At 32.4% G+C, this 23,111-nt stretch carries 23 protein-coding genes; 3 read left to right on the top strand and 20 right to left on the bottom strand.

The features are described 5' to 3' along the window. Nucleotides 1-47 precede the first annotated feature (47 nt). The 10 genes from R9X47_RS19365 to R9X47_RS19320 form a co-directional block, all read right to left on the bottom strand. Complete coding sequence (locus tag R9X47_RS19365; RefSeq protein WP_432662683.1) at nt 48-1,436, bottom strand: B12-binding domain-containing radical SAM protein; 1,389 nt, start codon at nt 1,434-1,436, stop codon at nt 48-50. 31 nt (nt 1,437-1,467) lie between these two features. Next, nucleotides 1,468-2,637, bottom strand: coding sequence for a LegC family aminotransferase (locus tag R9X47_RS19360; protein ID WP_432662681.1), 1,170 nt, complete (start codon nt 2,635-2,637; stop codon nt 1,468-1,470). A gap of 9 nt (nt 2,638-2,646) precedes the next feature. Continuing rightward, nucleotides 2,647-3,627 (bottom strand): NAD-dependent 4,6-dehydratase LegB, encoded by a 981-nt coding sequence (locus tag R9X47_RS19355; RefSeq protein WP_432662679.1) that lies wholly within the window; start codon nt 3,625-3,627, stop codon nt 2,647-2,649. A gap of 17 nt (nt 3,628-3,644) precedes the next feature. After that, a complete protein-coding gene (locus tag R9X47_RS19350; RefSeq protein WP_432662678.1) occupies nt 3,645-5,513 on the bottom strand; it encodes a motility associated factor glycosyltransferase family protein in 1,869 nt (622 codons plus the stop codon). Between the two features lie 21 nt (nt 5,514-5,534). Then, nucleotides 5,535-5,897 carry a hypothetical protein gene (locus R9X47_RS19345; protein ID WP_432662677.1) on the bottom strand — a complete coding sequence of 121 codons (363 nt, stop codon included), beginning with the start codon at nt 5,895-5,897 and terminating at the stop codon, nt 5,535-5,537. A gap of 90 nt (nt 5,898-5,987) precedes the next feature. After that, entirely contained in the window at nt 5,988-6,749 is a 762-nt protein-coding gene (locus R9X47_RS19340) for a flagellin (protein ID WP_432662676.1), read from the bottom strand. A 104-nt stretch (nt 6,750-6,853) separates the two neighbouring features. Then, nucleotides 6,854-7,615, bottom strand: a complete 762-nt coding sequence (locus R9X47_RS19335; protein WP_432662676.1) for a flagellin — start codon at nt 7,613-7,615, stop codon at nt 6,854-6,856. 105 nt (nt 7,616-7,720) lie between these two features. Next, complete coding sequence (locus R9X47_RS19330; RefSeq protein WP_432662674.1) at nt 7,721-8,482, bottom strand: flagellin; 762 nt, start codon at nt 8,480-8,482, stop codon at nt 7,721-7,723. A gap of 105 nt (nt 8,483-8,587) precedes the next feature. Next, a complete protein-coding gene (locus R9X47_RS19325) occupies nt 8,588-9,349 on the bottom strand; it encodes a flagellin (RefSeq protein WP_432662673.1) in 762 nt (253 codons plus the stop codon). A gap of 269 nt (nt 9,350-9,618) precedes the next feature. Then, on the bottom strand, nt 9,619-11,457 hold the full coding sequence (locus tag R9X47_RS19320; RefSeq protein ID WP_432662672.1) for a motility associated factor glycosyltransferase family protein: 1,839 nt from the start codon (nt 11,455-11,457) through the stop codon (nt 9,619-9,621). A 197-nt stretch (nt 11,458-11,654) separates the two neighbouring features. On the opposite strand from R9X47_RS19320, the gene fliB (R9X47_RS19315) reads away from it, so the two are divergent. Further along, nucleotides 11,655-12,899 carry a flagellin lysine-N-methylase gene (gene fliB, locus R9X47_RS19315; protein WP_432662670.1) on the top strand — a complete coding sequence of 415 codons (1,245 nt, stop codon included), beginning with the start codon at nt 11,655-11,657 and terminating at the stop codon, nt 12,897-12,899. Between the two features lie 20 nt (nt 12,900-12,919). Next, a complete protein-coding gene (gene fliB, locus R9X47_RS19310; RefSeq protein ID WP_432662669.1) occupies nt 12,920-14,170 on the top strand; it encodes a flagellin lysine-N-methylase in 1,251 nt (416 codons plus the stop codon). A gap of 117 nt (nt 14,171-14,287) precedes the next feature. On the opposite strand, the gene csrA is transcribed toward fliB (R9X47_RS19310), so the two are convergent. The 10 genes from csrA to recD2 form a co-directional block, all read right to left on the bottom strand. Beyond that, nucleotides 14,288-14,524 carry a carbon storage regulator CsrA gene (gene csrA, locus R9X47_RS19305; protein ID WP_432662668.1) on the bottom strand — a complete coding sequence of 79 codons (237 nt, stop codon included), beginning with the start codon at nt 14,522-14,524 and terminating at the stop codon, nt 14,288-14,290. A 10-nt stretch (nt 14,525-14,534) separates the two neighbouring features. Beyond that, nucleotides 14,535-14,972: a flagellar assembly protein FliW gene (gene fliW, locus R9X47_RS19300; RefSeq protein ID WP_432662667.1), complete on the bottom strand. Its 438-nt coding sequence runs from the start codon at nt 14,970-14,972 to the stop codon at nt 14,535-14,537. A 13-nt stretch (nt 14,973-14,985) separates the two neighbouring features. Next, nucleotides 14,986-15,552 (bottom strand): DUF6470 family protein, encoded by a 567-nt coding sequence (locus tag R9X47_RS19295; protein WP_432662666.1) that lies wholly within the window; start codon nt 15,550-15,552, stop codon nt 14,986-14,988. 26 nt (nt 15,553-15,578) lie between these two features. Further along, nucleotides 15,579-16,475, bottom strand: a complete 897-nt coding sequence (gene flgL / locus R9X47_RS19290) for a flagellar hook-associated protein FlgL (protein ID WP_432662664.1) — start codon at nt 16,473-16,475, stop codon at nt 15,579-15,581. An 82-nt stretch (nt 16,476-16,557) separates the two neighbouring features. Next, a complete protein-coding gene (flgK, locus tag R9X47_RS19285) occupies nt 16,558-17,994 on the bottom strand; it encodes a flagellar hook-associated protein FlgK (RefSeq protein WP_432662663.1) in 1,437 nt (478 codons plus the stop codon). A 15-nt stretch (nt 17,995-18,009) separates the two neighbouring features. Then, the gene (locus R9X47_RS19280) at nt 18,010-18,507 is read right to left on the bottom strand and encodes a flagellar protein FlgN (RefSeq protein ID WP_432662662.1); all 498 of its coding nucleotides are present in this window, start codon (nt 18,505-18,507) and stop codon (nt 18,010-18,012) included. Nucleotides 18,508-18,582: 75 nt separating this feature from the next. Next, entirely contained in the window at nt 18,583-18,873 is a 291-nt protein-coding gene (gene flgM / locus R9X47_RS19275) for a flagellar biosynthesis anti-sigma factor FlgM (RefSeq protein WP_432662660.1), read from the bottom strand. Between the two features lie 76 nt (nt 18,874-18,949). Continuing rightward, nucleotides 18,950-19,363 carry a TIGR03826 family flagellar region protein gene (locus tag R9X47_RS19270; protein ID WP_432662659.1) on the bottom strand — a complete coding sequence of 138 codons (414 nt, stop codon included), beginning with the start codon at nt 19,361-19,363 and terminating at the stop codon, nt 18,950-18,952. A gap of 95 nt (nt 19,364-19,458) precedes the next feature. Continuing rightward, nucleotides 19,459-20,208, bottom strand: a complete 750-nt coding sequence (locus tag R9X47_RS19265; RefSeq protein WP_432662658.1) for a ComF family protein — start codon at nt 20,206-20,208, stop codon at nt 19,459-19,461. Between the two features lie 241 nt (nt 20,209-20,449). Beyond that, a complete protein-coding gene (gene recD2 / locus R9X47_RS19260; protein WP_432662656.1) occupies nt 20,450-22,675 on the bottom strand; it encodes an SF1B family DNA helicase RecD2 in 2,226 nt (741 codons plus the stop codon). A gap of 214 nt (nt 22,676-22,889) precedes the next feature. On the opposite strand from recD2, the gene R9X47_RS19255 reads away from it, so the two are divergent. Continuing rightward, nucleotides 22,890-23,108, top strand: coding sequence for a DUF378 domain-containing protein (locus R9X47_RS19255; RefSeq protein WP_432662655.1), 219 nt, complete (start codon nt 22,890-22,892; stop codon nt 23,106-23,108). The last annotated feature ends 3 nt before the right edge of the window (nt 23,109-23,111 follow it).

The raw sequence follows: 23,111 nt of genomic DNA, 5'->3' as shown, positions 1-23,111 counted from the left end.
TCATATTTGGCTTTTATAATTTGTTTAACTAATCTAAAAATATTTAATTATGTCGTTCTAAAACCTCTAAATGATGTATTTCTATCTATATATAATTTTTTTGCTATCTCAATCGATTGATTGCACTTAGCTTCAAAATAATTTTTCATCAATCTTGTATTAGCATCATATAATGCTCTATGAAATTCTTCATCACTCATATCAGTGAAATTTACTGCTAGCAAATCAGAATTTAGATGTTTATTTTCATAAAAGTCTTCACAATCTTTAAGTAGTCCTTTCTCAATAGCATAATAATATAATGGACTCCCAGGATAAGGAGTAACCGGTCTAATAGTTCTAAGTTGTGAATGATCATCATATTTTAACAAAAATTCTACGCCCAATTCTAAAGATTTCTTTGTTTCTCCAATATTCCCAAATATAATATTGTACCCTGGGCTTATACCTGATTTTAAAGTATTTTCAATTCCTTCAACAATTTGTTTAGTTGTCAAAGCCTTGTTCATATTTTTTAATGCTTGTTCATCCATAGACTCTATTCCATAATTTATGAAAACACAGCCAGCCTTTTTCATCATTTCTAACACTTCAGGTTTTGCATAGTTTAATCTCCCGTTACAATCCCATTTTATGTTCAAATTTGCTTCTATAATTTTCTCACAAAGCTCCATCGTCCTTTCTACAGAACTCATAAGTAATTCGTCTGAAAATGCTATATAGGATACATTATAATTCTTCTTCAATAATTTGATTTCTTCAATTATGTTTTCTGGTGATCTAGGTCTAAATCCCTTATCTAGTCTAAAACAAAAATTGCATTTAAATGTACATCCTCTTCCAGATAAAATAGGAACACAACGCTCATCAGCATTAATATGAGGCATTCTCAAAAGAGTATAATGATCCATCGGAAACAGATCATATGCCGGAAAATCTATATCATCAATATTTTCAATCAATTCTCTTTCCGGAGTTTTTACTAGCTTTCCATTCTCCAAATAAGCTATTCCGTTAACAGTATGTAGGGATTTTCTATTTTCCAATGCATCCAATAATTCTACTACAGTAATTTCACCTTCTCCAATTCCCACAACGTCTGCTCCAGTTTTCTTTAAAAAGAATTCAGGTTCTGGAGCGGGTCCATGTCCCCCTATCATAAAGAAAGGTCTGTTCTTAGATTTATTTATGGCATCTGCTAATTTAAATAACTTTCTGTACTGATAATATCCAGCTATAACACTTACGCCAACTACATCAAATTTTTCATTGTCTAAGTATTCTGTCAGATGTTCATCAGGCCAGTGATACACATCTTGATTATAAATTTTCACTTCATGTCCTGCATTTCTACAGGCTGATGCAAGGTATGCTACTCCCTGGGGAAACCAAGAAATATAAGAACCATTATCATAGACAACCCACAAGATTTTCAAGTTAATTCCTCCATTCAAGCAAATAGCACATTTATTTTTTTAAATCCTTAAGTCTAGTAGTTACCGTTAAAACATCTTCATATGTTAGATTTGAACTACAAGGAATATTTAAAACTCTATTAAAATAATATTTAGCCTTTTCAATTTTATAGCTTTGATTATTAATATAAGGAGTCTGCTCATGAATAAGTCCCCATATCGGTCTACTTTGAATGTTATTTTCACCTAACCCCTTTAAAATTTCATCTCTATCTGATCCGAACTTATCCTTTTTTATTAACAATGAATAAAACCAGTAATTAGGTCTAATATTTTCTTTGAAGTCTAAGATTTCTAACCCCTTTATATCAGAAATAATACTTTTATATAAATAATAATTCTTTTTCTTTACTTCAATAAACTTTTCCAATTGTTCTTGTTGAGCTAGTCCTAGTGCTGCTTGTATATTTGTCATTCGATAGTTGTATCCTACTTCCTCATGAATATAGTATAAAGTATCATCCTTAGCCTGAGTTGAGAAATATCTAGCTTTATTCGTATCTTCTATATTCTTAGCAACAAGCATTCCACCTCCTCCTGTTGTTATAATCTTATTTCCATTAAATGAATATACTCCAAAGTCCCCTATTGTTCCAGCAAACTTCCCTACATATATTCCTTCATTATAATAGGTCCCTAATGCTTCAGTTGCATCTTCTACAATCTTAAAATTGAATTTTTTTGATAAATATACTAATTTCTCCATATTAGCCATATTACCAAATACATGAACTACTACAACTGCCTTTATATGCTTTTTTGTTTTCCTATTAACTAGTTTACCATTACTAATAATGCACTCATTTTCTAAAAACTCTTCCAATTTATCCATATCCATAGTCAGTGTATCATCACAATCCATAAATATAGGTTCTGCTCCTAAATACTTAACTGGATTTACAGCTGCAATAAATGTAAGTGTCGGTACAATTACTTCATCACCACTTGAAACATTACATAGTTTTAGCGCTAGATGAAGTCCTGCAGTTCCACTTTGACAGGCAACTGCCTTTTCTACACCTAAATACTTTGATATTTCTTTTTCAAAATCATCTATATACTTCCCACCCGTAGAAACCCATTCTGTCTCAATAGCATGTGTTAAATATTCCAATTCATTTCCCTTAAGATTTGGTACTGATAAAGGTATAATTTTATCCATATTCATCACCTATATATTATATATATTACTCTTATATCTATGAAGGTTGTTCTTAAGCCATTCAACCGTTTCTTCTAAACCTTGCCTTAGTGTATATCTAGAGTTCCAATCTGTTAAACTCTTTATTTTCTCATTAGATCCCAACAGTCTATTTACTTCACTCTTCTCAGGTCTAATTCTTTCTTCATCGCATATTATCTTGGCATTTGGGTTAATTATATCAATAAGTGTGCTAGCTAGCTCACCTATAGATATCTCTTTTCCTGTAGCTATATTTATTTCTTCACCTATTGTACTCCCTGAGTTGGCTATACTTAAAAAACCACTAACTGTATCCTTTACATAATTAAAGTCTCTAGTAGGAGAAAGGCTTCCTAGTTCTATTTCTTCTTTTCCTGATAAAAGCTGAGTTATTATTGTAGGTATTACTGCTCTAGCAGATTGCCTTGGTCCATAGGTGTTAAATGGTCTAACAATTGTAATAGGCATATTGAAGCTTTTATAAAAAGCTTCAGCCATCCTATCTGCTCCTATCTTAGTTGCAGAGTATGGAGACTGCCCTTGGAATGGATGTTTTTCGTCTATAGGTACATATTTTGCTGTACCGTATACTTCCGATGTAGAAGTTACAAGGACTCTTTTGGTTTTTAAATCTCTAGCCGCCTGAAGAACATTTAATGTGCCTTTTATATTAGTATCTACGTAGGAGTCCGGTGAATGGTAGCTAAAGGGTATGGCAATAAGAGCTGCCAAATGAAAAACTTCATCTATACCTTCCATAGCCTTTCTAACTCCATTTGGATCTCTGATATCTCCCGTAAATATCTCTATGCTTTTTAATTTTTCTTTAGGAAATGTATCTAACCATCCCCATGAATTAAATGAATTATAATATACAAATGCTCTTACATCATATCCTTCCGTTAACAATCTTTCTACTAAATGACTTCCAATAAAACCATCCGAACCAGTTATTAACACTCTTTTCATTTATAGCCTCCAAGTTTTCAATTAAATTGTTTTAATTCGTTAATACAATCTTCAATAACTATAATTAATTCCGTTATAACATCTTTGGTTGTTTGAAAGAAAAACTCTTGCTTAGCAACAACTCTATACTTCTTTTCTCTAGGACTTAACCCTATTTCATTAAAATCGAACTCATCCATTTTATATGTTGTATAATACAATACATAGCTTAAAAATCTTGAGCTGTCTATATCTGTAGTAAAACTCTTACTTATTTCATTTATATTCTTTATATCTTGAGACTCATCTTCTAATACAATACCATTACTATATGCATCCTTTAATTTATCAATGATTTTTAGACCCTTAATAAGTTCTTCACTTAATACCTTTATTTTTTTTAATATACATTTTAAGTCGTCAATAATAAGTTCCGTATTACATTTTTCACATATTCTTTTACTACCACTAAGCTCTACAACTTTTTTTATTTCTTGTGTCAAATCATTCTTCATATATATGTCAATAACTTTTTGTAAAGTCATTATTTTAGTCCCTATTATTTTTGCTCCGCCTTCTGTTGCATCTATATAAACTCTTTCACTTATATCTTCTTCTATTTTACGTTCAAACCATCTAAGAAAAGAAAATAGAACCTTATCAGTTAAAACATCTTTGTCGTTTATATCTTTAACTACCAGTAGATTTTGATCGAATTTATCAGCCCTGTGCTCAACCTTTCCCTCATCAAAGGATGTACCCTTTGCATGGGTCTGTTTCTCTTTCCCATAAGCTAAGTCTTGACCTATAAAAACTATTGGGTTAGCATCTAGTTTTTGTGCCAGTGACAAAGCCATGTGTGCGACAGAACCTCCAACATTTAGCTCTTCAACGTCTCCTAATACATCAAATAACTCTTCCCCTAAATAGGGTAAACTATTTATGCTCACGACTTTTTTACCCATATGTTCACGCAAAATTTGTGGATAAACAATAGGAAGATATATCAATAAAATGTCGTTATAATCGAGACCTTCAAAATGATAGTAATTTTCAATTGATCCATCTAAAGTAACTATTATATGTGGCTTTATTCCCTCTTTTTTTAAAACCTTAAAAGCAGTTCCCACACATATTATTAAAGCCTTATCCTTTATTTTATTTAGGAGCTTTACATTTTTATTAAGAGACGGTCCTGCGGATACTATTACTACAGGCATATTTTCAAATTTTTTTTGAAGATCATTAACTTTATAACTATTTAATATGCTTGTTGTATTTAATATGAAATTTTTATACCAAGCTTTTGCTAGACCTTGTCCCGTATCATAATTTATCAGCTGAATGCCAATTTGTTCTTTGATAATCTCTGTGTATCTATTACATAAATCGTAAAAAATATTATTGTAATTTGGTATCATTCCAACTACTACCTGTTTTACATTTCTCCAACCAATAAACTTTCCAACATTTTTTTTTACTATATCCTCTTTTTCATTTATAAGCAATATAACATTATTATTTGAAAATAGGTTAGTTAAATCAAAGTTCTTTATTGTCTCGATAAAAATATCTAAACTAGGCTCAATTATTAATAACTTATTATTACTTGTTATTTTTTTTAATATATGACTAATTCTGTATCCAGATCCCAATCCTAAAAGAATAATTTTTGAATTGTCCTTAATATCTAATCCCTCTATCCATTTGAAGGCTTCATGCAATGGTCTATACTTACTATTAATATTATAGATATTGTCATCTACTTTTACTTGCATATACTTATTATTGTCCTTTGCTGGTAGCATCTGGATATCCATTGTTGCAATATGATCTTTTATTCTATTATACAAGGCAATATTATTTGATCTAATTCTATTAATATTTTTTTCATAAACCATATCCATAAATCACAACTCCATCAACTATTACTTTTTCAAATAATTCTCTAATTTATCGTTTACAATAGTAAAAATGTCTACCATTTCATATTCTAATATGTCTGCAGTTAATAAAAGGTCCTTATTTGTTAACGCCTCAGAGAGCTCTTCTGTTACCTCTCTAATTTTCTCATAGTCTAAAACTATGCCAATTTCACTAAAATGCTCCTTATTCAATAGTATAATATTAAAGCTCCATTCTATACCTTCTACAACCACTCTCATCAATTCCAAAGTATCTTCATCTTTAATATTTCTTAACTTATTCGAAAGTTTGATTAGTGCAGGAATCAGCTTTTGAATATAGCCATATAATTCGTTTATTGTTTCAAAATTTAATTGTTCAGTCATCTTCAAATCCTCTCTTTCAAACTAGACCCTATTAAATAAGGTCGACAAAATGCCGACCTTATAATTCAAATATTTTGTTTTATATATTTCCTATCCAAGTAATTGAAGTACACCCTGTGGCGCCATATTAGCTTGTGCTAACATTGATTGTGAAGCCTGTTGTAATATGTTGAACTTAGTAAAGTTCATCATTTCAGCTGCCATATCTGTATCTCTAATTCTTGATTCTGATGCTTGTAAGTTTTCTACTGTTGTTCCTAAGTTGTTTACTGTATGCTCAAGTCTATTTTGCCATGCACCAAGCTGTGCTCTTGCTGAACTTACTGAACCAATTTTTGTCTCTATATTAGCAACAGTATGGTCAGCAGGCTTTCCTATATCCCCTACACTTACCTTTAAGGACTTGGATGCAGCATCATCTATTACTATACTGAATGCAGTTCCAAAGGCATTTTTTCCATTGAACTTTGTATTATCAAATATATTATCAATTTCAGCATCCAAAGAACTTAATTCTAATGAAATGTTTTTTGTGTCCGCTGCTTGATATGTTCCATTTTGCTTTTGAACTGATAATTCTTTCATACGTATTAACATATCACTAACTTCGTTCATCGCACCTTCAATTGTTTGTACAAGAGAAATACCATCCTGTGCATTTCTTTGTGCTTGTGAAAGACCTCTTATTTGTCCTCTCATCTTTTCAGAAACTGCTAGACCTGCTGCATCGTCTGCTGCTCTGTTAATTCTAAGACCTGAACTTAACTTTTCAATAGATTTTCCTTGCTTAAAGTTGTTCATCTTAAGTTGATTGTGGGCATTCATTGCCATTATGTTATTATTAATTCTCATTTATTCTTCCTCCTTGATTTTTGTTTTTTGCATCCATGCAAAATTAAATTTATACAAAGTGTCTTTATCTTACACTATATGTCTCTGTGAATTATATATATTTACTATCCAAGTAATTGAAGTACACCCTGTGGCGCCATATTAGCTTGCGCTAGCATTGATTGCGAAGCCTGTTGTAATATGTTGAACTTAGTAAAGTTCATCATTTCAGCTGCCATATCTGTATCTCTAATTCTTGATTCTGACGCTTGTAGGTTTTCTACTGTTGTTCCCAAGTTGTTTACTGTATGCTCAAGTCTATTTTGCCATGCACCAAGCTGTGCTCTTGCTGAACTTACTGAACCAATTTTTGTCTCTATATTAGCAACAGTATGGTCAGCAGGCTTTCCTATATCCCCTACACTTACCTTTAAGGACTTGGATGCAGCATCATCTATTACTATACTGAATGCAGTTCCAAAGGCATTTTTTCCATTGAACTTTGTATTATCAAATATATTATCAATTTCAGCATCCAAAGAACTTAATTCTAATGAAATGTTTTTTGTGTCCGCTGCTTGATATGTTCCATTTTGCTTTTGAACTGATAATTCTTTCATACGTATTAACATATCACTAACTTCGTTCATCGCACCTTCAATTGTTTGTACAAGAGAAATACCATCCTGTGCATTTCTTTGTGCTTGTGAAAGACCTCTTATTTGTCCTCTCATCTTTTCAGAAACTGCTAGACCTGCTGCATCGTCTGCTGCTCTGTTAATTCTAAGACCTGAACTTAACTTTTCAATAGATTTTCCTTGCTTAAAGTTGTTCATCTTAAGTTGATTGTGGGCATTCATTGCCATTATGTTGTTATTAATTCTCATTTATTCTTCCTCCTTGATTTTTGGTTTTCTGCATCCATGCAAAACTAAATTTATACAAAGTGTCTTTATCTTACACTATATGTATCTGTGAATTATATATATTTACTATCCAAGTAATTGAAGTACACCCTGTGGCGCCATATTAGCTTGCGCTAGCATTGATTGTGAAGCCTGTTGTAATATGTTGAACTTAGTAAAGTTCATCATTTCCGCTGCCATATCTGTATCTCTAATTCTTGATTCTGACGCTTGTAGGTTTTCTACTGTTGTTCCCAAGTTGTTTACTGTATGCTCAAGTCTATTTTGCCATGCACCAAGCTGTGCTCTTGCTGAACTTACTGAACCAATTTTTGCCTCTATAGCAGAAACGTTATCATTTGCAGGACTTCCCAAATCACCTACACTTACCTTTAAGGACTTAGAGGCAGCATCATCTATTACTATACTGAATGCAGTTCCAAAGGCATTTTTCCCATTGAACTTTGTATTATCAAATATATTATCAATTTCAGCATCTAAGGAATTCATTTCTAATGTGATATTTGCTGTATCTGTTGCTTGATATGTTCCATTTTGCTTTTGAACTGATAATTCCTTCATACGTACTAACATATCACTAACTTCGTTCATCGCACCTTCAATTGTTTGTACAAGAGAAATACCATCCTGTGCATTTCTTTGTGCTTGTGAAAGACCTCTTATTTGTCCTCTCATCTTTTCAGAAACTGCTAGACCTGCTGCATCGTCTGCTGCTCTGTTAATTCTAAGACCTGAACTTAACTTTTCAATAGATTTTCCTTGCTTAAAGTTGTTCATCTTAAGTTGATTGTGGGCATTCATTGCCATTATGTTGTTATTAATTCTCATTTATTCTTCCTCCTTGATTTTTGGTTTTCTGCATCCATGCAAAACTAAATTTATACAAAGTGTCTTTATCTTACACTATATGTATCTGTGAATTATATATATTTACTATCCAAGTAATTGAAGTACACCCTGTGGCGCCATATTAGCTTGCGCTAGCATTGATTGTGAAGCCTGTTGTAATATGTTGAACTTAGTAAAGTTCATCATTTCCGCTGCCATATCTGTATCTCTAATTCTTGATTCTGACGCTTGTAGGTTTTCTACTGTTGTTCCCAAGTTGTTTACTGTATGCTCAAGTCTATTTTGCCATGCACCAAGCTGTGCTCTTGCTGAACTTACTGAACCAATTTTTGCCTCTATAGCAGAAACGTTATCATTTGCAGGACTTCCCAAATCACCTACACTTACCTTTAAGGACTTAGAGGCAGCATCATCTATTACTATACTGAATGCAGTTCCAAAGGCATTTTTCCCATTGAACTTTGTATTATCAAATATATTATCAATTTCAGCATCTAAGGAATTCATTTCTAATGTGATATTTGCTGTATCTGTTGCTTGATATGTTCCATTTTGCTTTTGAACTGATAATTCCTTCATACGTACTAACATATCACTAACTTCGTTCATCGCACCTTCAATTGTTTGTACAAGTGAAATACCATCCTGCGCATTTCTTTGTGCTTGTGACATACCTCTTATTTGTCCTCTCATCTTTTCAGAAACTGCTAGACCTGCTGCATCGTCTGCTGCTCTGTTAATTCTAAGACCTGAACTTAACTTTTCAATAGATTTTCCTTGCTTAAAGTTGTTCATCTTAAGTTGATTGTGGGCATTCATTGCCATTATGTTATTATTAATTCTCATTTATTCTTCCTCCTTGATTTTTGTTTTTTGCATCCATGCAAAATAGAAATTAAACTTTGTACAAAGTTTCTTTACCTCTCAATATATATATCGACAACTTTAATTACTACTTAAGTCTTTTTTTTGATTTTTTCTGTTTTTTGACAAAAATTTGTACTATGTATTTATAAGCTTACATTTCAATTTCGTAAATAGATTATATCATACCAATACTTGGAGATTTTTAATTCAAAACATTTGTTACAGTTCCTATGTCAATTACACATATATCACTTCAACTCTTGTGTACACCTGTGAATTATGTCTGCAATATAATTAGCTTCGGTTTTGATATATTGTAAAAACTCTAATTCTTTCTCAATATAGACCCTGTGTTGGTCTTTTTCTCTTTCTTCAAAGTGAATTCTATTAGCCTTAGGATAATCTTTACTTAATACATTCGTTAACATTTTATTTATTTCCATATCCTTACTATACTTTCTTTTTACTTTTTCTATTTCTTGAATTGATTGATTAACCTTACTTATCCATTTTCCATTTCTTCCCATAGTCCCTAATTTTTTTACAGCATTTTCAAAATCACAGCTTAACCTTTTAAATTTATTAGAAATTTCTTCTAGGTCTCTCAAAACTGCATCAAAGTCTTGTTTACTCAAAACCTTTCTTTTGCTATAAATTTCTTTTATCATTTTGCTTACATCAACCCTCTTTTTCAAATGTTCATCTAAGACCTCTTTCAATCTTTTCACAAGGGTACCTTCTATATGTGCACCACCTTCCGTAGCATTGATGTAGAGTCTTTTAGATTTGTCGCAATTAATTTCCTTTTCAAACCATCTTAGAAATTTATTAAAAGCTATATCCGTTAATACTTCATCCCCATATATTCCCTTAATTAATAATTGTTCATTTTCCTTAAGTTTATTAATGTTTAGCTTACCTTCAGAGTAGGAAGTGCCTTCTGCGTGGGTTTGATTGTTATTACCATAGGATAAATCCTGACCTATAAATATTATCGGATCAGCTCCAACTATTTTAGCAAAGGAAAAAGCTAAATGAGCTACACTTCCACCAACCTCTAAGATTTCTATTTCTTTTAGTGATTTATTTAACTCTTCTCCTAAGTATGGATGTGAACCTCCGGTAACAATCTTCATACCTTTATGTTCTTGTAGAATTCTTGGACAGACCGACGGATTATATAAGATCGGAATATTATAATAATCTATGTCCTTAAAATGGTAATAGTTTTTTATATCTCCGTCTAAAGTGGCTATTATATCTGGTATTATGCCCTCCCTTAGCAAGACCTTAACTGCTGTTCCTACACAAACTATTAAAGCTCTATTCTTTATTTCTTTTAATAGCTTTACATTTTTATTGAGAGAAGGTCCCGCCGAAACTATAACTACGGGTATATTTTCAAATTTATTAGAAAATTCCTTTACATTTATACTTTTAACAACATACTTTAAATTCTGCACATAATTCTCAAACCATATTTTTTTAAACTTCTCTTCCGTATTTTTAATGATAGCTAAGTCTCTTATTTCTTCTTTTAATATCTTTTCATACTTTTGAAAGTCTTCATTAAAAATAATATTGTAGTTTGGTATATATTCAAAACATAACTGATCAATATATCTCATGGATATATATTGACCTAATTTCTTCTTTATGTAAAATTCATCTTCCCCTATTAATAGTAATACATTTTCCTTTGATATCGCATCTGATAAATCTACATTTTCAATGGCAGTTAAAAAAATTTCTACATTTGGCTCTATAACTATAAGTCTATTCGTCTTTCCAATCTTCTTCATGATTTTTTGCACTCTATAGCCAAGGCCTATACCAAATAAAATAATTTGAGAATGATCTTCTAGTTCTATGTTATTAGCCCATTTTTCTGCTTCTTCTATAGGTCTATATCTACTATTTATGTTGATTTTTCTTTCATTTAATGATATCTGCATATATTTATTACTATCTTTTGAAGTAAGTACTTCTATATCCATTTTTCGTTCTTGTATTTCCTCTACTGTTTTATATATTTTGAAGTATTTTCTTTTAAGAACTTCCATGTTATTTTCAAATATTTCTTTCATTTTTACTCTCTCCATAATTCATATTTCGACATCTTTATTATTCTATTATTATATTATAAAAATAGAACGCATAACATATTTATTTAAAACTCCTACTTTTTACTCATATTTATTCTACGTCCTCATTTTCCAATTGAATTATAGTCCTATTTAATATATAGTAATATACATAAATAAATTGTTTAGGGTGATTTTTAATGAGTGCTGACTATAATAAATTGCTTTTATTTCAACCATCTTACATGTCAAATTTTTCATGTATAGGACCTGCATGTGAAGATAATTGTTGCTATGGTTGGAAGATTCAAGTTGATAAAAATAGCTACGAGAAATATATTTCTACTAATAATGACAAATTTAAAGAACTTTTTCGACTATACTTAGTCGAAGATAATAATTCTTACCATATAACTCATAAAAATGGCGATTGCCCTTTTCTAAACGAAAATCAACTTTGCATAATACATAAAGATTTAGGAGAGGATTTTTTGTGTGATACGTGTACAGTGTATCCTAGGGCTTTTAATATATTAAACGACTCGGTTGAAGTTTCTGCTTCTGTTTCATGTCCTGTAATAGCAAAGTTAGCTCTCACACAAAAACAAGGTCTGGATTTTGAATATACAGATGCTTTTGACAGATATAAATATTTGCCTAAAAGGATAAATTCAATAACTCATATAATCGATGTTAACGATGACCAATATGATGATAGCTACATTAAATATCTATGGAACCTTCGGAACTTTTGTATTGATATACTACAAAACCAGAACACAAGTCTAGATCAGCGTTTAGTTTTACTTGGGTTATTCTTAGATAAAGTTGATTCTGCTATTAAAAGCGAGAAAATTGACAGTATCCCAAATATTATAAATCTTTTCTCTGGATATATCTCTAATATGAACACTCCAAAGCTCTATAAACAGGACGATTTTTCTTACAGTATTAAGTTTAAAATTTTGATTGAAATATTATCAAAAAAGGCATATAGTGCAAACAAATCATACACTTTTCACAATTATTATAAAGAGTTTTTGCAAGGCCTTAATTATTATAAAGGTAAAGATATAAAAGATGTTCTAGAAGCTTATAATTCATCTTATAATAAGTATCTAAAACCTTTTACAGACAATCATACTCATATTCTAGAAAACTATTTAGTAAATTATATTTTTAGAACCCTATTCCCTCTTGACCGCAACAATGAAATATTTAAACCATATGTTCTACTGGTAGTAAACTATAGTTTGCTTAAATTCTATTTATCTGGCATTGCTTCATTTAACAAAGGCATTGAGGAAGATATGGCTATTGCTGTAATACAATCCTATGCCAAGGTGATTAATCATAACAGTTCATTTGTCAATGAGGTTTATAAAATGTTGAAAGATTGTAGAATGGATAATATAAAAAACTTAGCAGTTCTCTTAATGGATTGATTTTAAGGAGGAAATTATATATGCCGAATTCTTCAACAGAAAAAACAAAAATTCTTCAACCAGTATATATGAACCATTTTAATTGTATTGGTCCTACATGTGAAGATAATTGCTGCTATGGTTGGAATGTAGATATCGACACTAATACATATAAAAAATATCAAGGTGTACAACATGAAACTCTTTCATGCCTAATAAATAAAAGCATAGTTGAAAAAGAATCTTCATATAAGGTAAAAATGAAATCTAATATATGTCCTTTTTTTGATAAGGACAAGTTATGCATGATACATAAGGAGCTAGGTGAAGAGTTTTTATCAAACACATGTTATTCATACCCTCGAAGTTTTAATATATTTAATGACAGCATAGAGATTGCAGCTTCTGTTTCATGCCCTGAAGTCGCAAGATTAGTATTATTGAATAAAGACGGTATAGATTTTGAATACTCCTACGATTTTAGTAAATATACCTATCTACCAAAAAGAATGGGGGTTTTTAATGCTCTAATTGAAAATTCTAATCCTGTTTTTGAAAACAGTTATATGAAATATTTATGGGAAATCAGAAGCTTATGCATTGATATAATACAAAATAGAAATTTTGATTTAGATTCTAATATGATTCTACTAGGACTTTTTATTGAGAATTTATCCGATTGTATAAATGATAATAAAATCGATAACATATCAGAGGTTATAGATTTATTTTCAAGGTATATCAATACAACCCATACACTTGATTCCAATGAAAAGAATAATTCTTTATTAGATAGTAAGCTAAAAATATTATTTAATATATTATCTAAAAAAGCTTCTTTATCATCAATCAGTTTGCCAAGGTTAGATAAATACTATAAGCTTTTTTTACAAGGACTATGTATTGACGAACAACCAAATCGGTCTGATTTGTCAGAAGCTTACCTATGTAACTATGATAAGTATTTGAAAGATGCTCTTTTAGAATACAGACATATTTTTGAAAACTACTTAGTTAATTATATTTTTATAAGACTATTTCCATCCGATAGCAATAATGATATATTCAAGCCATACTCTCTACTTTCGTTAAACTATGGCTTACTTAAATTTTTCTTAGTGGGTGTTTCTGCTTATTACAAAAAGTTAGATGAAGATCTTCTTGTTGAGATCATACAAATTTATGCTAAAACCTTTAATCATAATAGCTTTTTAGGTAATGAATTTTATAAAATCTTGAAGAACAATAAGTTAGATAGCATGCTTTATACAACTTCTTTAATAATGGATTAGCATCGTCTTGCTATCTTAAGCTAGTTCTGTTTTTTTATCTTGCTAAATAACCAAATATAATTATTCTATATAACAAAAAACAAATAATTGAGTAAGAGACAAGTATACCTCTGTCTCTTACTCAATTATTTGTTTTTGAAATATTTCATTTAATTTATCATATTCTATATTAGAATTTAAAGCTTTTTTATTCTGCTGTGCGATTTTTAAGTATATTTCTTTTCTATATATTTCTACGTCTTTTGGAGCAGATATACCTAGTTTTACTTTTCCATCTTGTATACTTAATATAGTTACCTCTATATCCTTACCTATTTTAATGCCTTCATCTATCTTTCTAGTTAAAACCAGCATGTTTACCACCCTAAGATTCTAATTTTTTAAATATCTTATATCTTATGTCATATTGTCCATTATCTAATACTATTTGTTTCCCTTTATTACTTTTATTATTTATAATAATAGGAGCTTCTAAATTCATAGTAGTATCTGCAATATTCTCAGGTACGGATACTATACAGCATATAAATATATCTTCTTGCTTTTCTATAGATAAAAAATCCATAGTTGGCTGAGGAATGTCAAACTCATAGTCTGCTTTGAATAAAAAAGGGTTAACTATAACAAATGTAAGATTTGGTTCATCCACTCCTTGAAGCCAGTTAAAAGGCAGCTCCGGATTTGGATTTTGAATTATGACATACTTTTTTACATTTTCAAATGCGGGTATTCCTTCTGGAAAGGATATAATATTTTCCTCGTTAATCTCTATTTCTCCAAAATGTTTAGTATTCAGCTTCATAATGTTCCTCCATTCATATGCTCATGTCTAAACTGTTTCCAATATATTCGATATCTATAAAAGGCTTTTGTCTTATATAGACTTCAACCTTCGCTCTATTTAAATCCAAATGGACATCTTGAGGTTTACTCTCTATATCAACATCGCCTTCTTGTAGGTTGATTTCAACTTTTCCTTCATTTAAGGTTATTTCAGGCCTACTTTTAGGTATAAAATCTATATTAACCTCTTTCATTTTCTGATCGAAGGCATTATACTTAGCCTGGCTTGGTATAGGATCAACTCCGGTATCAATTCTAGACAACTCATTCCCTTGTTGAACTATTTTTCCTATGCCCTCTAGACACTCCTGTCTCCCATTCCGTGCACTCGTTTTAATAAGTTCGGTCACTTTTTTCAGGCCTATTTCTGCAAGGGGAATCGTTTGATCTATCATAACCTCTGGTTGGGTTATTTCCATGTCTATCTTAGGATCTCTAGTTTTCATTTTATAGTTTGATTTGCCATAATCAATATTCATAGTTCCTTGATTGACATTCAAACCAATGAGACCCTGTCTCATGGTTATTTTTAAGTCCATAAATCTCCCCCCTAGCCAAAAAACATCTACTTAATAAAGTCTATGAGAGTAGGTTGAATAACCTGAGCTCCCGCAGATAAGGATGCTCTGTATACACTTTCTTCCATCTTCATGTACATGATAGTTTCCGCCATATCCACATCTTCATTTTCGCTAAGTAAATCTGTAAAGTCCAAGTTATTTTTTTCTAATCTATTTTGTATCAACTCTAATCTGTTTGACTTAGCTCCTATCTCTGATGTCACCGCTAAGACATTATGAAGGTGACCATCAATTTTAGTTGAAAATGCTGCAATATTAGCCGTATCATCTGCCCTAAGGGCAGCAATTGCATTGTCAAAATCATCGATCATTTCAGCTTTTCCGGCAACGGGGTTACCAAAAAGTTCAGTTCCAAATACTCCTACTTCAATCTCCTCTCCCACACTTACCTGATATTTTTTGTGCTGTACTGGAGCAGTGGCTATATTGTATGTGCCATCATCATTAAAAGTTTTTTCATCAGTTTGAAAACCTGAAAATATATATCTGCCAGTATATGTACTATTACCTATCTGTATTATCTGTTGCTTTAATTGTTCCATCTCATCTGCTATCGTATTTCTATCCTCAGGTGCATAGGTTTCTGATGCTCCCTTAACAGTAAGCTCTTTAGCCTTATGAAGTATATTGTACAAGTCTGTCGTTGCTGACTCCGTAATATCTAGCCACGATGTCGCGGCACTAGTGTTTCTTTCATATTGTTCTATTTGCGACACATCTGATCTTAGCCTTAAAGCTCTCGATGTCCCTATAGGATCATCAGAAGGGCTATTAATTCTTTTTCCAGTAGAAATTTGTGTATTTCTTTTATCTAAACGCGACAGATTTCTATTTAGATTTCTTAGTGTATTTGACGCAATCATGTTGTTAGTTACTCGCATTCTCTATGGACCTCCTTTACAGCCTTGAAATATGTTGTATGTACGATCTTCTTCCTAGTCACTTAACACATTGCTATTCACCTTATCTACCAACTACTCCCATTCTATTTATGATAGTTTCTATCATTTCATCAATTGTTGTTATCATTCGAGAGTTAGCATTAAAAGAATGTTGAAATTGAATCATGTTGGTCATTTCTTCGTCCATAGAAACTCCTGATATTGATTGTCTATTTGTTTCAATCTGATTCAACATAACCTCTTGATTCTCCACCATTCGGTTAGCTTCTTGTCCATCAACGCCTAGGTTTGAAATTAAAGAATTAAGGAAATCCTCTGGGCTCCCCCACGCAAATAGACCTGAGTTGTGTCTCACATCTGCCATTGCAAGGGCATTTCCACCGTCTCCAGGCACCCCACCAACAGTTTCTGACGCTGCTATCTTATTTAGATCGCCCTCTATAGCTGCAGATATAGAAATGCTCTTAGCTGGATTTGTAGGATCAAATGTGAAAAAGTCACCACCCGCATTACCATCTAAATCAAAACCTAATCTATGAACTCTGTTCATTTCATCAGCAAGTGTTCTAGTAAAATCATTAAGTTGTTTTACGTAGTATGGTATCCCCTTATCATTACCGGAGTCATTGTTTATCATATCTGTTAAACCCTTTATTTTTCCACCGGTAGGGTTAAAAGTCGACCCATCAGCCCACTGAACATCATGAAGTCCATTAGCATCATAGGGATCATGTAGCTTAGTAGTTCTTTGTACATAAGCAAGTTCACTATTCTCTATATGCGATACCAATGGTTTTCCATTCATTAGTACATAAAATCTATTTTCCGCATCTTCATAATAATTTATATCCGTAAGCTCCGAAAGCTTATCAACAAGTAAATTTCTCTGATCTCTCAGATCATTTGCCTTGCTTCCATCCAATTCAGCTTTATGTATAGCCTCATTAAGACTTGCAATTTGTTCACCATATCCATTAATCTGATCTACTGTGGCTCTTACCTCAAAATCCATATTGCTTTGAAGATCTTCAAATTGATTAACCATCCCATTTATACGTGTAGTAAAGGCTACTGCACTTTCTCTTACTAACGCTCTAGTGGTAAGACTTTCTGGTGTATCAACTAATTCCTGTAGTGATGAAAAGAAGTCATTAAAAACAGTTTGAATTCCAGAATCAGAAGGTTCATTAAGTATTGTTCCTATAGTTGCTAAGGTCTCTGATTTTGTTTCCCACTCACCATAACCTGTAAGTTCATTTCTAAGTTTTAGATCCAAAAATTCACTTCTAAGCTGGCTAATACCTTCAGTATCAACTCCTGCTCCCAACATCCCTTGCCCGCCTGGTAAATACATGGGACTTGATTGCTCCATGTCTAATCTTTGTCTTGTATATCCCGGTGTATTTGCGTTGGCAATATTATGGGAAGTTATATTCATCGCCCTTTGACTAGCGAAGATACCTGATCGTGCTATATTAAATCCAAAAAAAGTAGACATTTTTAATCCCCCATTTTATATTTTCGCATCAAATAAATTACTCTTTATATTAACATCTCTTTCATCTGCATCAGAACCATAGGTGCTCCCTCTATTTTCTAAAGTAGTTAATATATTTTTGTTAAACTCTATATATTCAAGTGACTGCTCTATAAGCTTACTATTTAAATCATTTTCTTCTTTTACCATTTTTAAAACCTCTGAAAACTTGTCTCTTATTGCTAGTATTTCATTTTTTGTCTTATCATCGAGATGCTCAGCGAGCATCGAAATATTTTTTATGTCGCTGACATTCATTTCCTTAACTATGTTTCTTATTATGCTTTCTCTTATATTTTCAAGCTTACCTATACTTATTATCATGGCTTGTTCCTCACCAGTAATACCGTCAAGCTCCTTTATTTTGCCTTCAATTATTACATTTCTTTTTTTTCTCGCTATTTCCAGCACGTCCTGGTACATCTCATACTCTTTATTAAGGGCTATCATTAGTTGCTCTACAGATTTGCTCATGTCATTGACCCCCATTCTAGATGAACGCGTCGTAAGACGCCTTTTTTGTTAAATCTTTTAATTTTCAAATCATTTCTATATTTTTTTATCAAAGTTTACGCCTTCAACTATCTTCTCCACAGCTTCCTCAGCTGATGGATTATAGGTTCCAGAAGCTATAGCAGCCTTTACTTCACCTATTTTTGCTTCTCTTGTCTCAGGAAGTTTTTTAAAAGCATTCATAGCAACTTGAAAGTCCTTCGCCATAGAAGAAAATTCAATTTTATCCTTGGCTCCACTCGCCTGTTTACTTTTTTGGGTCTTTGCCGTTTTACTTTGATAAGCTCCCATAACCTTTTGCACATTAGGATTATTAAATATTTTCATAAAAACACCTCATCTCTACCGAATATTACTAATTATATTATCGGCAGGGATGAGGTTTTTATTAAGAAAAACTTATCTATTTTCTATTCTTTTTCATTTCAGTTATGTACATCCTATTCTTAGAACGATCTTTGCTTGACTTTTCTTGTCTTTCAAATCCAGATTTTAAGCCTCTTTCTATATCATGGGCACATTGATCACAGTATCTTCCTGATCTAATTGCCTTACCACACGACTCACAGTCTAATAGTATACCTGGATTGTCTCCTACTATTTCTAATCTACCTTCTCTAAGATATCTTAATATCTTATCTTCAGAAACTTCAGTTTCTTCCGCTACTACTGTAACGATCTCTTTTGGGTTTTCATATAGGTAGTCCTTAACCCTTCTAAAGTCTTCGTCATCCTTTTTTCTACATCTAAAACATATTTTACTAATTCCATCGTACTGGAATAGTTTACCGCATTCTTTACAGTTTCTTATATTCAAAAGCAATCGCCCCCTGTTCTTTTATATACTCTTATTAAAATATTATAGCATAAAGATACTTCTGTAAGTCAATAGTTTTTAGCTCCTATTATTCATTAATAATAATTTCTACCAGTAGCAAAGGTAGCTACGTATACATTTAAAGCTCCACTTTCAGTCAATACTTTGCTACACTGGTTTACCGTTGACCCAGTGGTATAGATGTCGTCTATAAGCAATACATTTTTATCCCTTATATTATTATTATTAATTATTTCAAAGGCATCTTCAAGATTTTTTCTTCTTTCTTCCTTAGTTAATTGGTTTTGAGTTATTGTATTTCTGCATCTTATAAGACTTCTATTGTCCACGTCAATATTCATCATTTTCCCTATATATTTACTGATAATACCCGCTTGATTAAAAGACCTTTCTCTCTGTCTAGCTTTATGCAAGGGCACTGGTATAATTATATCGAAATCATGGATATCACTTTCTATAAGTCTATCGTATATAATCTCAGCCACATGATAGGCAATATATCTTTTTTTATGATACTTTAAATCATAGATTGTTTTTTTTGCTGAATCATCGTATTCAATACAAGAAACGGCCTTTGTGTAATAATGGGAATTGTCTATACATTCGGGGCACCTATCTGCTAGATATAGCTCATCTAGAGGTTTTCCACACTTATCGCAGGTCTTTTCCCATATGAACTTTAATTTGTCCTTGCATTCATCACAAATCGAATACTCTTCTTCTCTCTCTATAGAAGAGTTACATATTATGCAGTAAATATTTCTGGGGTATATGAAGTTTAAAAAGGTATCGATGTATTCTTTTAGAATTTTAATGTATTCCATTAGAATCAACCTTCCTTGATGAAACTGGTCACAAAGCTTTCTGGACTGATGAATAAATAGTTGTTTTCTCGAGTTTGGAAATATGACACGTGGACAGGCCCCCAGACACACTGGAAAGAACGTATGTCAGATGGGCCAGTCCCCATGTCACATTTCAACCTCAAAGCTTATTTCTTACTCAAAAGTATAAAAGAATGATCTTATAACTTAGAACTATCAAAGTACTTTAGTCACTTTTTCTTTACCAATCGATAAGCTTCTCATCCTTTATTCTCTTGAGTCTAAATTTTAGCCCTGAGTTTCTATTTGAATTCCTTTCGTTTTTAATCATCATATATAGATATTTCTCCATACCCACTAGAACAACTAATTCCTTGGCACGGGTAACTGCTGTGTAAAGCAGATTTCTATTCAGTAGCATTGGAGGACCCCAACAAATCGGCATAACGACTACGGGGAACTCACTACCTTGACTCTTATGGATAGTTATGGAGTAGGCAAGTACTATTTCATCCAAGCCTGCAAAATCGTATTCCACATTTTTTTCATCATCGAAACAAACCGATATAGTCTTCGCTTCGTCATCTATAAAGGTCACATATCCTATGTCTCCATTGAATACTCCTTCTCCTTTTCTTAATCCATCTTCACTCTTCCACTTTATATTATAGTTATTTTTTATCTGCATTACCTTGTCTCCGACTCTAAACAACCTGTCTCCTATCTTTTTTTCTCTCTTTGAGTTGCACTCTGGATTAAGTATGTTCTGAAGCTCGTTATTCATATTATTTGTTCCAATCCTGCTATTTTTCATCGGGGTTAGTACCTGAATATCTCTTCGTGGGTCATAGTCGTTGAATTTCGGTAATCTTTTTACACATAACTCCTTTATGGTATGGAGTATATCGTCTTGGTTTCTCTTCGGCAAAAAGAAAAAATCCTTATCCTTTACATTAAGCTTTGGTTTCTCTCCCTTATTTATCATATGGGCATTCACAACTATCATACTTTCCTTGGCTTGTCTAAATATCTCCGTCAACCTTACTACCTTGACTATTCCACTTTCTATTATGTCATGGAGTACATTTCCAGGACCAACCGACGGAAGCTGATCCACATCACCAACTAGGACTACTCTAGTATCTGGAGGGATGGCCTTGAGCAAATGATACATTAAAAGTATATCAACCATTGAAACCTCATCAACAATAATCACGTCAAAGCTCAGTGGCTCCTCACCATTCTTCATAAAGCCCATTCCACCGCCATCATCGGAGTAGGAATATTCCAAAAGCCTATGGATGGTTTTAGCTTCTCTCCCGGTAGTCTCAGTAAGTCTTTTAGCTGCTCTGCCCGTCGGGGCTGCCAGTCCTATCTTTAGGTTTTGGCCTTCAAATAGCTTTATGACACTGTTTACAGTAGTTGTTTTTCCCGTTCCCGGTCCACCAGTTATTACAGTAACTCCATTTGAGAACGCCTCTTTAACTGCATCCCTTTGATTCGCTGCTAAAGCAATGTCTCCATCCTTTTCAATATTTCTTATTTCTTCTTCTAAGTCTATATTTGGATTTTCAAAGCTTGTCCCTGCTAACTCTATTAGCTTTTTACATGCTCCCGTCTCCGCATAAAAAAATGCCATTGGAAATACGGCTATCTTATCATCAACGTTTTCTTGATGAATCTCTCCATTTATAGTTAAAGTGATAATTCCATCCTCTATCATACTAGCGTCTAAACCCAAAATTTCGCAGGTTCTATCGATTAACGCTTCCTTAACGCCATAAGTATGACCCTCAAGATTATACTGAGTCAAGGCATACTTTATACCGCACATAATCCTATAGGGTGATTTTGGATCAATCCCCATCCTTTTAGCAATTGTATCGGCCATTTTAAAACCTATTCCAGAAATATCATCGGCTAATCTATAGGGGTTTTCCCTTAGGTTTTCTATGGTTTTATCTCCATATTTCTTAAATATCTTAACTGCATAGGCTGTTGATACACCGAACTGTCCTAAAAAAACCATAACTTCCTTAATCTCTCTCTGCTCCTCAAAGGCTTCAGCAATATCCTTAGCCTTCTTATCGCCTATACCATTTACTTCGGTCAGCCTATCAGGATGATATTGAATAATATCTAATGCATCTTTCCCAAACCTTTCTACTATACGCTCGGCCATCTTTTCCCCAATTCCCTTGAGCAAACCCGATGAAAGATAGCTTTTAATTCCCTCTAGAGTTTCCGGTGGAATTTGCTTGCTATTTACTACCTGCAATTGTTCACCATATATAGGATGAACTGTAATACTTCCGCTAAAAGACATAGTCTCGCCAACATTTATAATAGGTATATATCCTACCACTACTACATCTTCTTTCCCTGTATCTATACTAGCTACTACATAGCCATTATCTTCATTTCTAAATATAATTTCCTTCACAACACCGTTAATTTCCATAGACATAAAATCACCACATAATATTAGATAGTATTTTGCTCTTACTCCCTATTATAACATAATTAGGAATTCGAACTATCAAGGTTGCATTTTTTACATTTTTTTCTTGTTTTAGCATATTTATATATGTTTTTTTATTTTTGAAATTGGAATAATAATACTTGAAACAAGTTAAGGGATGAATATTTATTTAAATATCCCTAAAAAGGAGAGATAAGTTATGGATAGAGTAGCTCTTGTACTAGTAATAATAGGAGCTCTTAACTGGCTATTAGTGGGTCTCTTTGGTTATGACCTAGTAGCCGCATTATTAGGAGGTTCCGGAGCTATATCAGCAGGTCAAGCATCAGGAATAAGTCGAATTGTATATGGTGTTGTTGGTATAGCAGGCGCATATGCAATAAGCTTCCTCTTTAAAAACAGGGAAGTAAGAGACTAATAT

This window comes from Wukongibacter baidiensis (assembly GCF_050888315.1).
Taxonomy (GTDB): domain Bacteria; phylum Bacillota; class Clostridia; order Peptostreptococcales; family Caminicellaceae; genus Wukongibacter; species Wukongibacter baidiensis.
This window is presented reverse-complemented; position numbering and strand designations above follow the sequence as displayed.